16 protein-coding genes and 2 pseudogenes are annotated in these 11,885 nt (G+C 57.8%); 4 read left to right on the top strand and 14 right to left on the bottom strand.

The features are described 5' to 3' along the window. A pseudogene (locus IC232_RS22865) lies at positions 1-146 on the top strand (IS6 family transposase); the annotation flags it as partial. Between the two features lie 804 nt (positions 147-950). Here IC232_RS22865 and IC232_RS22860 read toward each other — a convergent pair. The 3 genes from IC232_RS22860 to IC232_RS22850 all read right to left on the bottom strand — a co-directional run bounded on the left by IC232_RS22860 (position 951) and on the right by IC232_RS22850 (position 1,906). Next, positions 951-1,178 carry a hypothetical protein gene (locus IC232_RS22860; protein WP_190847259.1) on the bottom strand — a complete coding sequence of 76 codons (228 nt, stop codon included), beginning with the start codon at positions 1,176-1,178 and terminating at the stop codon, positions 951-953. A 133-nt stretch (positions 1,179-1,311) separates the two neighbouring features. Continuing rightward, a complete protein-coding gene (hfq, locus tag IC232_RS22855) occupies positions 1,312-1,554 on the bottom strand; it encodes an RNA chaperone Hfq (RefSeq protein WP_190847258.1) in 243 nt (80 codons plus the stop codon). Positions 1,555-1,648: 94 nt separating this feature from the next. Then, complete coding sequence (locus tag IC232_RS22850; protein WP_190847257.1) at positions 1,649-1,906, bottom strand: hypothetical protein; 258 nt, start codon at positions 1,904-1,906, stop codon at positions 1,649-1,651. A 116-nt stretch (positions 1,907-2,022) separates the two neighbouring features. Here IC232_RS22850 and IC232_RS22845 point away from each other — a divergent pair, with 116 nt between their 5' ends. Continuing rightward, a complete protein-coding gene (locus IC232_RS22845) occupies positions 2,023-2,307 on the top strand; it encodes a hypothetical protein (protein WP_190847256.1) in 285 nt (94 codons plus the stop codon). A 227-nt stretch (positions 2,308-2,534) separates the two neighbouring features. On the opposite strand, the gene IC232_RS22840 is transcribed toward IC232_RS22845, so the two are convergent. The 3 genes from IC232_RS22840 to IC232_RS22830 form a co-directional block, all read right to left on the bottom strand. Continuing rightward, positions 2,535-3,035, bottom strand: a complete 501-nt coding sequence (locus IC232_RS22840; protein ID WP_190847255.1) for a hypothetical protein — start codon at positions 3,033-3,035, stop codon at positions 2,535-2,537. Next, positions 3,028-3,573, bottom strand: a complete 546-nt coding sequence (locus tag IC232_RS22835) for a LuxR C-terminal-related transcriptional regulator (RefSeq protein ID WP_190847254.1) — start codon at positions 3,571-3,573, stop codon at positions 3,028-3,030. Before IC232_RS22835 ends, IC232_RS22840 begins: the two co-directional genes overlap by 8 nt. Before the next feature lie 498 nt (positions 3,574-4,071). Further along, positions 4,072-4,374: a hypothetical protein gene (locus IC232_RS22830; protein ID WP_190847253.1), complete on the bottom strand. Its 303-nt coding sequence runs from the start codon at positions 4,372-4,374 to the stop codon at positions 4,072-4,074. Between the two features lie 558 nt (positions 4,375-4,932). Here IC232_RS22830 and IC232_RS22825 point away from each other — a divergent pair. After that, positions 4,933-5,520, top strand: a complete 588-nt coding sequence (locus IC232_RS22825) for a hypothetical protein (protein WP_190847252.1) — start codon at positions 4,933-4,935, stop codon at positions 5,518-5,520. A gap of 705 nt (positions 5,521-6,225) precedes the next feature. Here the strand turns inward: IC232_RS22825 and IC232_RS22820 are convergent. The 4 genes and pseudogenes from IC232_RS22820 to IC232_RS22805 all read right to left on the bottom strand — a co-directional run bounded on the left by IC232_RS22820 (position 6,226) and on the right by IC232_RS22805 (position 8,967). Next, positions 6,226-7,380 (bottom strand): sensor histidine kinase, encoded by a 1,155-nt coding sequence (locus IC232_RS22820; RefSeq protein WP_190847251.1) that lies wholly within the window; start codon positions 7,378-7,380, stop codon positions 6,226-6,228. 87 nt (positions 7,381-7,467) lie between these two features. Continuing rightward, positions 7,468-7,839, bottom strand: a complete 372-nt coding sequence (locus tag IC232_RS22815) for a response regulator (RefSeq protein ID WP_190847250.1) — start codon at positions 7,837-7,839, stop codon at positions 7,468-7,470. Between the two features lie 77 nt (positions 7,840-7,916). Continuing rightward, positions 7,917-8,141: pseudogene (locus tag IC232_RS22810) on the bottom strand (sigma factor-like helix-turn-helix DNA-binding protein); the annotation flags it as partial. Between the two features lie 124 nt (positions 8,142-8,265). Continuing rightward, the gene (locus tag IC232_RS22805; RefSeq protein WP_190847261.1) at positions 8,266-8,967 is read right to left on the bottom strand and encodes an IS6 family transposase; all 702 of its coding nucleotides are present in this window, start codon (positions 8,965-8,967) and stop codon (positions 8,266-8,268) included. Positions 8,968-9,327: 360 nt separating this feature from the next. On the opposite strand from IC232_RS22805, the gene IC232_RS22800 reads away from it, so the two are divergent. Continuing rightward, positions 9,328-9,840: a TY-Chap domain-containing protein gene (locus IC232_RS22800; RefSeq protein WP_190847249.1), complete on the top strand. Its 513-nt coding sequence runs from the start codon at positions 9,328-9,330 to the stop codon at positions 9,838-9,840. Between the two features lie 16 nt (positions 9,841-9,856). Here the strand turns inward: IC232_RS22800 and soxA are convergent, their stop codons facing one another. From soxA to soxX, 4 genes are read right to left on the bottom strand one after another with little or no spacing between them, the layout of a single operon-like run. Beyond that, positions 9,857-10,651 (bottom strand): sulfur oxidation c-type cytochrome SoxA, encoded by a 795-nt coding sequence (gene soxA, locus IC232_RS22795; protein WP_190847248.1) that lies wholly within the window; start codon positions 10,649-10,651, stop codon positions 9,857-9,859. After that, complete coding sequence (gene soxZ / locus IC232_RS22790) at positions 10,648-10,968, bottom strand: thiosulfate oxidation carrier complex protein SoxZ (protein ID WP_190847247.1); 321 nt, start codon at positions 10,966-10,968, stop codon at positions 10,648-10,650. Before soxZ ends, soxA begins: the two co-directional genes overlap by 4 nt. Before the next feature lie 2 nt (positions 10,969-10,970). Further along, positions 10,971-11,438 (bottom strand): SoxY-related AACIE arm protein, encoded by a 468-nt coding sequence (locus IC232_RS22785; protein ID WP_190847246.1) that lies wholly within the window; start codon positions 11,436-11,438, stop codon positions 10,971-10,973. Beyond that, positions 11,435-11,878, bottom strand: coding sequence for a sulfur oxidation c-type cytochrome SoxX (soxX, locus tag IC232_RS22780; protein ID WP_190847245.1), 444 nt, complete (start codon positions 11,876-11,878; stop codon positions 11,435-11,437). Before soxX ends, IC232_RS22785 begins: the two co-directional genes overlap by 4 nt. Between the last annotated feature and the right edge of the window lie 7 nt (positions 11,879-11,885).

Below are 11,885 nucleotides of genomic sequence, written 5' to 3'. Positions count from 1 at the left end.
CGATGCTCGGATTCAAGTCGATGGCGTCCGCTCGGACGATCTTGAGCGGCATTGAGATGGTTCACATGATGCGAAAAGGACAGGCGAAGTATGCCTGCAAGTTGAACCTGTCACTTGCGGAGCAGTTCGAGCGGCTAGTCGCCTAAAGCTCAGTGAAGATTGCTCCGCCGCTTCGGCCCAACTCTCAATTTGCGACACGTCCGAAGAACCCACCACCAATCAGCAATCCCGCCCGTAGGCGCTGCCGCCGCATCGCCAGGAGGCGTTGCTGGGGTAGTTGTCTGGGCCAGAACTAATGAGGATGAGAGGGTAAGCAGGGCAGTCCCTGCGAGTGAGGTGGATAGAACATCGCGCATGTGTTCCTCCTTGAGTTTCTTGCCAATGAGAGACGGAAGGTCACGGAGCTAATGACGGAGCGCCATCCGATCCATCAGAAGCTGTAACTCGGCCAACCTCTGAACATAGAGAGCGCTTTCTCTCCGGTAGCGCTCTGCAAGTTGGGCAGCGAACCGCGTCTTAATGGCCTCGGGACCTGCCCATCTCTGAAGCTGTTCCTGATCACTGTGGTAGCGAAGCTCGATATCCGCCAGTGCCGCCAGGGTGCTCTGTAGCTGGGGCAGCAAGTCGGCTGGATACGAGGGGCATGGCATCGACGAGGCAGAAGCCAGTCGCGCGGTAGAGGTACGCGGCATCGAACACCCTCCCTCTTCTCAGAAGAGAGGCGAGCATAGCAGCATTCGGGACAGGGAGAAGCCAGATATCCAGGGTAGATCGCCAAAAATCAGAACTTAGGAGCCTTGGCAGAGCCGTTTTGATCTCGCAGTGAGGTTCAAAGTCGGGATCGGGAATATCGCGTTGTTGCCGGAAGGAGACGACACCTGAGAGTAGGCAAACCGTGGGCCTGACTTTCCTTTTGTCGGCTGGCTAAGCTGATCGACTTTTCAGAGGGATCACGTGTGGGCGGGGTGCTCCTCCACAAGCGTTCCGATCAGACGCAGCAACTCCTGCTGTTCAGGACCCTCACCACGACTCAAGAAGGTGGCAATGTCCTCATGCTCCACGTGCCCTCCAGACGCGACATTGGCTTCGTGATGGATGAACAAGGTACCTGAGGGATCACGGATTAAGTACCAGCGGTCGCCGCTTGAGCTTTCGTAGAACTTGAGCGCCTTCTTCACGGACCGCTCCGATCAAATCGCCGTGGTGCGTCCACTATAGCGCCTTTCACTAAGTGGCAGAACGCGTCCTGTAAGGAACCAAGCGTTCTCCAGGAGAGCCAAAGCGGCATCTTCAATAAAGCCAACGGTTTGGTCACCCGACTGAAGCTGGGTCGATCAGTTGGATTGGCTCTGCTGGATTGATCGCAGAAACTGCATGCTTGTAGACGACCTGCATCCCGGTGCCCCGAACAAGCCGGATTGTGAAGTTGTCGAACGATCTGATCTGACCCTGTAGCCTAATCCCGTTCGCCAGAAAGACGGTGACTTCCACTCTGTGATCGCGAAGGTGTTTCAGGAAAAGGTCCTGAAGGCTTGAGGCGCTTTGTGTGGCCAATGTCCGGTCCCTAATGGAAGGCTACTGCACCAGAGCAGGCCAGCGCTGTCAAAGAAATTGGGCCATAGGATCAAAGCCGTTCTTCTCCAGAGGATCAAAGCTCCTGCTGAACGACGTTCTGTCCGTCAAGATATGCTTGGATAATCCCGGTATCTTCTTCCCGTGAGAAAACATCCAGGGAGCTTGATGCCCCTCGAGCGATGATCTTCCCGTCCTCCAGATGGACGTGACCCGCGCTCACCACCGTGGCTGGAACTGACTGGGCCATGTGGGAGTGCTGCATGAACTCGGGAAAGAGCAGCGGGAGCAACTTGCCGCCGTCAAGTCGGAGCATAACGTATTTCATAGGCATAGAGCCCTCCCACTGATGTCATAGCGATAGTATCCCTACCTCAGATAGGGCCCCCCTCTGGAAACACCCGATGTCCGTACCCACGTGGGTCGCTTTATCACCGAAAGGTTACTCCTATGTTTGAGAAGAAGAAGCAGAGTTACACGCCGACAGAGGCTCAGAGAGCCTCTGACCAACTGGATCAGCTTGTTGCGAAGAAGGCCATCAATCCACGACAGGCCGGTGCCTATCGGCGGCACATCGCCAGCCACGTTCAGGTCACGCTGAAGCCATCCTATACCGCACAGGCGGCACGACGCGCCAAGGCCGAGATCGTGAAGCTGACCGAAGCTGGGACGGTCACTATGAAGTCGGCAGCGGCGTACCGAGCGCACATCACCAAGCGCACGCGGACAGCTTGACCCCGGGAACTTCGTTTCTGACCGTGCGATCAGTTCAGGTCGCTGTGAGCGGTCTTCCGGCTTGATCACGCGGCATACCCCTCGCGCATTGTCGCGTTGATCGTATTCTGCGCTTGAGCCTGCATCCCTGTCCAGAGATCGTCACCGCGCTGCGATTGGGGCACAACGCAGAAGAGGCCCTGATGTGCTGGTAAGTCACGACTGTTAGTGCAATGGGCGTTCGTGAGCTACTTCTTCCGCCCGAACAAGGTGGCGAGCAGGCCCCTCTGCTCATTGGCAGGCTGAAGCTCAACATCGACCGGAGTTTCCTCAGACTTTGTCTCTGCTTCAGGTGTTTGTTCGCTCAAAGGTCCCGCGCGGACATCCGATTCAGCCGGAACAGTCTCATCCGCATCCTGAGCGATTGTTTCTTGTGCCCCCAATGCCATTGGCAAGGTCTCGGGCTCAACTGCCGTAGCCCGCTCAGTCCCTGAGAGAACCTCGATCCGGCCTGGAAAGTCGTTCGGACACTCGTAGAGGACGAAATCACGAAACCCACGCCTGATGGGGTGCTCCCAGTCGAGAATAACCTCGTGCGTGACATCGATGACAAAGAAGCGCCCATCTGAGGCACTGCCATCAACCCGACTGACCGTACCCTCACAAAAGCTCTGCATCGGGTAAGGGGGGTGGAAGTGAACGCGCACCTGATCCCCAATGGCGATCTTCATCACTGATGCCTCAGACATTCAGTGTTGACACTCCTGCTCTCGGCAGGCGCTGAGACGCCCACATCGCAGCCTGTGTACGATTGGTAGCTCCGATCTTTCGCAGGATGGCTTTGACATGCACCTTGATGGTGGCTTCAGTGATGTCGAGCCTGCGGGCGATGACCTTGTTGGCCTCTCCCTTCGTTAAACAGCCCAGGATTTCCGCCTCGCGCGCCGAGAGCTTGCAGGCCGTCAGGTCAGACAGCTTCGCCTGCGCCAAGCTGTCATCCTGAACCAGTTGATTATCGGGTTGGGGAGCCCTCTCCATGAGGGAGCGCACCACCTCAAAGGGCAGAATGCTCTCCCCGAGCATGACCAGTTCCACTGAATTGATCAGCACCTCAGGACCGCTGGTGGTGAGGCAGAAGCCGGTGACGCCCATCTCATGGGCCGTCTGCACGAAGCTGAGGTCGAACTGATCCGCCAGAGCCACAATCCGGGTATCTGGCGACTGCGCTCTTACTTCCTTGATTACCTCAAGCACTCGCCCAGTGTTCTGGCTGGCTTCGATGATCATCAAAGCCGTGTTGACCGCACAATGATAGAGCCGCTTTGGACCTGTAACTGACGCTGCTTCGACAACAGCAAACGGCGTGTCACGAAGGATGTGCTGAAGTCCTGAGCGCAAAAGGGGGCTGTCGCACATCAGGGTCGTAGGGATCGGGGGAGTGAAACGCGTCGATGGGGTGTCAGTGGCCAACGAGAGATCATGTACAAGCGTCAGCGTGTGTGCAGTCATCCGCGCCCCCTGTTCAGCCTTCCAAGTTAATCAAAAGTACACAATGAGCGGGAACTCTGTCTGTCTGAATCCCGACAGAACGTACTCAGCTATAAGTCCTATGCTGTTCTTCCAATCACATCCGTGTGAACAAGCTTGACCTTAGGCGACGTAGCCCCTGAACGTTGCCTCAACGCTAACGATAAATGGCAGACAGCAGGCAATAAGAAGCGCCGCTTCAGGCGCTTCAAAGTTCCGGTCCGGAACTATAAATGAGCCGGGAAAGCGAAAATGCTGTCAGCCCGTTGCCTGAAGATCGTGCGGCATCGCTAACGAGAGATGGCTCTGAAGTTCGGCAATCAGGGTTACGTAAGGCTGACGCCGCTCGCGGTGCCGTCGATTCAGATTTTCAGTAATCTGCCGCTTCAGCGCCGGATCAGTCCTGCCGCGCTCCACCCGCTGGACCTCGTGCTGATGTTCAAAGTCGAGATTGGAGAGGGTAAGTGACGTGTTCTGCAACAGAGCATGGAGATCAAAAGTTTGCTCTGCGCCAACAATCAGGCGGTTAAGCGCAGACGAGACATACTGCTGGTTCTGCATTACGGCCCTCGACTGGCCGCGCTGAGCCGCACCCTTATTCGGGTGCTTACGCTCAGCACGTGTCCATTCACAATAAACGGTTCATCCCTAAACTATTCTGCTTCAGCATACAGTGATCGTGTCACAGTTCCTGATCCTCTCTGTGGGAGGTCAGGCGGTTGGCGGGGGCACCCGCCGACTGGATGTTTGCTGAAGACGAGCAGGCAATAATGAACAATGCATCTTGTGTCTGTCTGGAAGCCGACAAAGATGACGGTTTTTCGTTAGCTCAGCTTGCCGCAGCAGAAATTCCCTTGAACCATGAGGGTCGTTTCGCCAAAGCATCCACAATCACTTGTGCCTGCATAGCGCTCTCGCTTGAGCCAGTTGCACGGTGTTACTGGGTACATACCTCCCGAGGGCAGCACCGTTTTTTCGAATTGCAGTGCTCGATCTACAAAACTCAACAGTCAGGGTTTTCACATAACTAAGGGTACCCAGGAACGCCGCTCGCAGCCTTGGCGTTACAAATGGTGTAGGTTGGCGGCAAACCTGCTCTGAACGCTCTGGAGGACCCGTATGGTCAACGCACCCGATAGTAGCAATCGATCCACTCCTGCCAAAGAGGGTAAGTCTACGGAACTTCCCTCGGATAACAGTCTGGCCGAGAATTCGCAGCAGAACCTTGATGCAAGGCTCGACCATGCGATTGAAGAGACCTTCCCAACGAGTGATCCGGTTTCTGTGACTATCACCAAAGGCCCTGAGCCTGATGGTTCTGATCAGGGCGACCGTCCTTCGTCGGCGGATGGTCAGCGAAAACAACCGGAGCAGGAAGCCACCGAGCAAATCCTGGATCAGGTGAGGGAAGCCCTGCACGACGTTGCAGATCAGGCGTCCGGTGCAGCCCGCGACATGTACAGCCGAGGTGAGCACTACGCGCGGCAAGCACGAGAGCAATATCCGGAGGCAGAGCAATACATTCGTGAGGGCCAGCGAGCCGTCACCCGCCGAGTGACAGGGAACCCGTTGCTTGCGCTGTTCATGGCAGGAGTCGCCGGATACGCCCTTGCGTGGATGATCCATGGGCAACAGCGCGGACGAGACGAACACATCCCGGATTATGGCCGCACCAGCCGGGGCTATGCACCTCACCGCGGCGAGTAAGGGCGAGCAACTCACCGACGTTGTAGAGACAAATACCATGGGTGAGGATAAGCCGCGTTAGCCCAGACGACTCAATCCACAAATGCCCAATCAGGTTCTGCTGATGGCGAGCAAGCGACGACGGGGAGAAAACGCACCTTTCTGCCCGCTATCCACAGCCCTCTGCAAAGATGGTTAACGTCGTCTCAACACCTCGATACATCTACTTAGGCGGTGATTTGGAGGCGGTGATGGGAAGCAGCGGCGCGGGTGGCAGAAGAGTCTCACTGGTCTCCGACGAAGACCTTCTACGCATCATCGGCGAGGACCTCCGTAGCTTCTATGCTGACTTCATCCGACAGCCCCTGCCTCCGAAGATCGAAGCTGCTCTGGCCCGGATAGATCGGGTGCAAAGCCAAGGTAGTAACCTGCGCCGACCAACAGCCCATTGGGCTGGGACCTCACTCGGGCTCTAAGCACTTACCAAGACAGCAAAGGCCGCAGCGAGGGAGGCAGCAATGATGCTGTACTCGGCCCATGCTAACCATTGTGGCCTGCTGTGAAAGTTCACCTCACCAAGCATTTCATACCTCCCGTCAGGTGTGCATCGCACCAAGTTTTGTTCTCGCAATGTTCTCATTCTACGACTTCGTCAGAAGAGATCAAGCCGCCAAGAGACTTGTCCACGGGAACGTTGCGCCTCGTACGGGCGCGAGAGCGAAGCGGTCAATAGGTAGGGACCAGCCGCCGTTCAACCAGCGGCGCACTCATCTGGAAGCGTAGACCCTCCTGGGCATATTGCACCTCCACCGCAGCATTGCACTGCATGGGTAGAACCCGCTGGAGCAGGGTTGAACCAAACCCACGGTGCTGAGGCTCCTTCACCGGAGGGCCGCCGACCTCTTCCCACTCAAGGTGAAGCTTCCTTGTCCCCTCGACCTCGTCCACATTCCACTGAACTCGGACATGCCCCGTTGGATTTGAAAGAGCCCCATAGCGGACGGCATTCGTGGTTAGTTCGTGAAGTGCCATGCCGACAGGCACTGCGAGATCAGCCGATAGCTCAACGGGTTGTCCAATGAGCATGAAGCGGGGCTGTCGACTCTCATCGAACGGCTTGAGTTCGTTGAGGGCAATCTCGCGCAGCGGGGCCGTCTGCCAATAGTCCTCGGTCAGCAGGTTGTGGGTCTTCGCTAACGAAGTGATCCGGCTGGAGAACGAGTGATTGAACTCGTCAAAGCTGCCGGTGGACCGGCCTGTGGCTCCAACGAGCGCCTGGACAGTAGCCAGGGTGTTCTTCACCCTGTGGTGAAGCTCGCGAACAAGCAAAGTCTGCCGCTGCTCGATCTGGCAACTGGTCTCCACCTTCGCATCACAGTCTGCAACAGTTCGACGCAGTTCCAGCAGCGCCATAACCTGCCGCGCCAGAATGGAAAGAGTGACAAACTGATCCTGAGACAGTTCACGCACTACACTGTCGAAGACGCACAATGCTCCTAACGGCACACCATCAGGTGTTCTCAGCGCAGCCCCCGCGTAGAAACGCAGGTTGGGCTCGCCCGTTACCAGAGGATTATGAGCAAAGCGAGGGTCTTCCGTCAGGTCAGGCACGATGGTCAGCCCAGCTTGAAGCATGGCAGTGAGACAAATGGAACGATCCAGGGGTGTCTCTCGAACTCCAAGCCCCACCTCGGCCTTGAACCACTGCCTGCGGTCATCAATGAGGCTGATGAGAGCGACGGGAGTCTGACAGATGCGGGCGGCAAGCTGTACCAGATCGTCGAACGCAGGCTCTGGTGGCGTGTCGAGAATCCCATAGCTGCGCAGGATGGCGAGCCGTTCAGTCTCTGATTCAGGAGGGAGCAAGTTGCCGTTCAACACGAGGGATTACCACTGACACCACTCCTGAGAACGTGCATAACCTATGTTAGTTCGAGCAAAGCGGCTGATTTCAAAAGCGATTTAGGGTCAGCCGACCAGAAGCTGCTGGCAGGCTTGGACCAGAGCCCCAGACGGGACGGGTTTCTCGATCCAAGTAATGTGCTGGAAGTCGGACAGAAGCTGCTGATCCTCCTGGTACCCTGAGTATATCAGGAACGGGACCTCACGGCGGCTTAGCTCCAAAGCGATCTCCCGGCAGTGGCCATCTTTCAGGGTTGTGTCCAGGACAGCCATGTCAGGCGTGGTTGTCCGGAGCCACTCAAGGGCGGCAGAGCAGGCTGAAAAGGGTCCAGCGACCATATAGCCTGCATCCTGCAATTCATCTTGAACGTTGAGCGCAATAAGGGCCTCGTCCTCCAAAATCAGGACAAGTGGTCTGCTGTTGGCTGGTTGGTTCATCTGTTCATTCTTCGGCCATCAGGCTTGAATCTAACCTGAACAGGCAAACTTGGCCATTTCTTATGGAATTGAGCAATTCATCTCAGCGCCAGTGCCGCTTTGGACAGATCATCAGGCCCCAAGTCAGCCCCACCTGAAAACTGTAAGAGTGATGCCAGTTTGAACCGGGCGCGGTTCACGCGGCTTTTGACCATGCCAACCGCCACGTCGCACACCGCGGCGGCTTCTTCATAGGACATCCCGTGCGCCCCCACCAAAAGCAGCGCCTCTCGCTGATCCAGGGGGAGCGTGGCTAAGGCCGCTCGGAAGTCCTCGAAGTCGAGACGGCCATGCTGATCCGGGTGTGTTCTGAGGCCAGCGGCATAGGGGGCTTGTCACGTTAACTGACACTAAGCGCGTCGAGCGCAACTTGGCCACTCAATTGGCTTAAGCGATGAGGGTGGCCGCGGCTTTCCACTCCGCCACGGCATTGAGGCGGAGCAGATGGGTGGCAAGGGCAGAGCGTCGGGAGCGGGGCGGAACGAACAGGTTGCGAGTAGCCGAAAAGACACTGGGGAACCGCTGTAGGCCTCCGGGGGAGCGAAAGCCCTGCATTGCCTGCTCTCGCCGTCGTAAGGGCAGATGCGAGTTCTCCGCCCTGTTGTTCAGACCCTTGTGCGAGAGGTGGTCGACCGCTGGCATGATCTGCCGCCGGGCAGCAGCATACGAGCCGAGCTTATCGGTGATCATCCGTCGCGGTGGACAGCCCTGTTTCTTCCACAGACGCCTCAGCAAGCGCTTGGCCGCCTTGATATCGCGGCGGCTCTGGACGATCTCATCGAGCACATAGCCGTCCTGATCGACAGCCCGCCAGAGCCAGTGCTTCTGGCCGGCGATGCTGATGACCACCTCATCGAGGTGCCAAACATTGCGACGGCTCGCCTTCTTGCGCCGGAGGCGGCGAGCGTAGGCGGGTCCGAACTTCTGAGCCCATCGGCGCACCGTCTCATAGGACACGAGAATGCCGCGCTCCAGCAGCATCTCCTCAACCAAGCGTAGGCTCAGCGGGAACCGAAAGTAGAGCCAAACGGCATGGGCGATGATCTCAGGCGGAAAGCGATGGCGCTTATAGCTGATGGGCTTGGTTATGCCGGCCCATCTACACGGCTCCCTTCAATACCCGAGTTAACGTGACGACGCCTATGGGACGTGCTCCTCGCGTGCTTCTGCCCCGCAGCTTACGACCAAGCGGGGCAGAAGCACGGCCGGACCATTCCATTAGCGGCCATTCACTTCGTTTGAATTTCGGGTGCACCTGATGTGCTCAATTGTTACGGCAGAGTGCCGCAAATTTAATATTATAATGTCTTTAGAGACGAAGGTGCGGAGTCGCAATAGTAACCGGGCTTAGGTAAGTCGAGTACCACTTACCGTCCTATGCAATCGATCTCGGGGAACCGAAGATCCTAGGCTTTGTTGGTTGGTATCGCACGCATGGGGAGGAGCCCGATGATCTGCTGGCAAAAGAATCTTCAGGTTGCAACCTTCATGCTGTTCGTCTCTGCCCCCGTTTCGGGAGCAGCGGTTGCTCAGCAGGCTGAAGAAACGTCGTGCTCAGGGACAATGACCCAGCAACTGAGACGCTTCAGCGAAAAGTGCCTGTCCGATCTGGTGACTTTCGTGGCCACGCAGCCGGATATGACTGCGAAGGTCTACAGTGAGAAGGAGAAGTACTTCGTCGCCGTCATCCGAACCGACGATGGGCTGCTCGCAGAGGCTGTCAGCAAGTTCAATTATCCTTTCATGAAGGAGGATACCCCTGAAGTGCTCGAGCGCTTCGGCTGGATGCCCCCGGAGAACGAATCCGACAACTGGAAGAAGAAGATCACCAGCGACCAGGTCAGGGCCGGCGCCGCGGCTCAGGAACTGAGCCAGGCTCTTGCAGCCTATGGGCTCAAGCAGGGGGAGGCCATCTCCCTGACTGTAGGACCCAAGCTGGCGGACAAGCCCACAAGCGGCTAGCCCCGCCCAGGTTCCATCAGGGCCGAACGGCTGGAGTTTCTAGGGGCATACCCTTGGCACGGGTCATCAGGAATAGTTCGAGCTCGACATATTCTTGCGAGCCGTAGGGGTACGGCTCCGCCCGCACGCCTGTCATGCAGTTTCGCAGCCGCCGCTGTAGGGAGCCCATGCCCTGCCATTCCAGACGATAGAGAGGGTAGCCTGTTGGATGGGATTGAGGGATCATGCTGCTGGCAAGTCTTCTCCCCCAGTTGTCGTCGTGGCAATTGGCGCAGGAGAAGTTGAGCTGGCCCTGCCGCTGTTCGTAGAGCTCCTGCCCCCGGGCGCGGAACGGTTCAAGACGGTTGTCTTCACCTGTCGTGATGGGCATGCCGCGTGACTGCTTTCCGATAAAAGACGAGAGTGCGAGAAGATCCCGGCCTTCGAGCGGAAAAGGTGTCGCATTCTGGTTAGTCTTCCGACAGACATTGATGCGGCTCTGGAGATCAATCGGCCGTCCGCTCTCGGCGAAATAGACAGGATAGCGCGCGGCAACGCCCTTCATGCTCACAGACGCGTCCCCATGACACTCGGCGCAGGAGCGCCCGAGCACACCAGCCTTCGCGTTCCAGACGGCCTCGCCCTCGGCGACCCACAGCATGCCGGGGTTCGAGAAGTCATCCTGCTGAGTCGCCTGCGATTCCGGGCTCATGAACTCGAATCCGGACTTGCGCTCGGACGGGGGCGATTGAGCAGTGGCAAGAGAAATGCAAAGAGCCAGTACGCCTCCGAACCCAGCAGTCAGCGCAACGTTCTTCAGCACACCCCTCATTCGACCGCGATCTCTGCTGTCTCGAGATAAGCCTGCCCCCGATCATCGATCCATCGGAACGCGATCCGTCCGCTCTCGGTTGCTGTGGTGGTGAAGGACAAAAACGGGTTGGCGGCTATGGCCGGGAACAAGTCCGCGCTGAAGATCTCTTCACCATTATACGTGCAGATGAAGCGATTAATGATGTCGCGCGGCACAAGCGCGCCGTCGGGCCCGGTTCGATAACCCGTCTCCATGGGATGCGAGATCAGGGCCTTGATCTCGATGATGTCGCCTCGCTTGGCCTTGGCAGGAACATTGATGAGCGCGCGCGCCATGTTCAGCTCTCCACGCAGGCCGGCAAGGTGACGACGAGTTCGGCCTTGTCGGACCAGAATGTGCCGTCGCTCAGCTGAGCAATGGCAACGATGTTTTGGGAGTCGCCCAAGCGGATCCGGGTGGACACGAGGGCCCGTCCTGCGCGGGGGCTCAAGTAGAAAAGGGCCACGTTCGGCTGAGGATTGCGTTCGTTAAAGACGGCGATCCTCTTGACGTAGTCCTGTGCGGTCATTGGGCTGTCGACCTTCACGGTCAGGGGTACGGAGTTGCCGTTTTCCACGAGTGCGGGTAGCTCGAGGGTCACCATTCCCTCCCGTATATCCGCCTCGCCAACAAAGGCTTTGATGGCAGCAGCCATGCTCTCAGGCGTCGCCCGAGCCGGGCGTGCGATGACCAGCGCCAGAGCGCCCGCGCCGGCTGCAAGAATTTCACGCCTTGACGTCTCAACGGGTCCTGACTTCCGGCTCATGGCGTCTCCGTTAATGTTGTGAGGAACGCCACCACGTCCTCGACCTGCTCTGCGCTCAATACGGGCTTATCCTGCCAGTTCCGCCCAACGCGGACGAGACCATCCATGGCGTAGTAGGGCGGCATGATTGTCGCAGGATTCAGCCGTCTGCTGTCGACGATCTTGAGCCTCAGCTGGCCTTCCGACAAGCGGATCCCCACCCCTTTCAGGTCTGGGGCGAGATTTCCTTGAAAACGCTGCTCCGGAAAGGGACCGGTATGGCACAGAAGGCAAAGGCCTCTCTGACGATCCACCACGATGGCACGACCGCGGACAGGATCCCCCTTGGCAGCGGTCAGCGGCACCGGAATGGCATCACCAACGATCTCGTAGGGGCGCACGTCCTGCGCCCTGGCCTGACTGGGGAGGAGGACGGCAAGAAGGACCAGAGCTCCCGCCATCGCCAAT

Origin of the sequence: Microvirga sp. (genome assembly GCF_014699075.1) — a bacterium.
Classification (GTDB): domain Bacteria; phylum Pseudomonadota; class Alphaproteobacteria; order Rhizobiales; family Beijerinckiaceae; genus Microvirga.
This window is presented reverse-complemented; position numbering and strand designations above follow the sequence as displayed.

Coding starts and splice junctions, on each gene's coding strand:
- soxX (WP_190847245.1), bottom strand. CDS start 11,878: ATGGCGGGAGCTCTGGTCCTTCTTGCCGTCCTCCTCCCCAGTCAGGCC.
- IC232_RS22835 (WP_190847254.1), bottom strand. CDS start 3,573: ATGATCATCGAAGCCAGCCAGAACACTGGGCGAGTGCTTGAGGTAATC.
- IC232_RS22845 (WP_190847256.1), top strand. CDS start 2,023: ATGTTTGAGAAGAAGAAGCAGAGTTACACGCCGACAGAGGCTCAGAGA.
- soxA (WP_190847248.1), bottom strand. CDS start 10,651: ATGAGGGGTGTGCTGAAGAACGTTGCGCTGACTGCTGGGTTCGGAGGC.
- IC232_RS22825 (WP_190847252.1), top strand. CDS start 4,933: ATGGTCAACGCACCCGATAGTAGCAATCGATCCACTCCTGCCAAAGAG.
- IC232_RS22800 (WP_190847249.1), top strand. CDS start 9,328: ATGATCTGCTGGCAAAAGAATCTTCAGGTTGCAACCTTCATGCTGTTC.
- IC232_RS22830 (WP_190847253.1), bottom strand. CDS start 4,374: ATGCAGAACCAGCAGTATGTCTCGTCTGCGCTTAACCGCCTGATTGTT.
- IC232_RS22840 (WP_190847255.1), bottom strand. CDS start 3,035: ATGTCTGAGGCATCAGTGATGAAGATCGCCATTGGGGATCAGGTGCGC.
- IC232_RS22785 (WP_190847246.1), bottom strand. CDS start 11,438: ATGAGCCGGAAGTCAGGACCCGTTGAGACGTCAAGGCGTGAAATTCTT.
- soxZ (WP_190847247.1), bottom strand. CDS start 10,968: ATGGCGCGCGCGCTCATCAATGTTCCTGCCAAGGCCAAGCGAGGCGAC.
- IC232_RS22815 (WP_190847250.1), bottom strand. CDS start 7,839: ATGAACCAACCAGCCAACAGCAGACCACTTGTCCTGATTTTGGAGGAC.
- IC232_RS22850 (WP_190847257.1), bottom strand. CDS start 1,906: ATGCCTATGAAATACGTTATGCTCCGACTTGACGGCGGCAAGTTGCTC.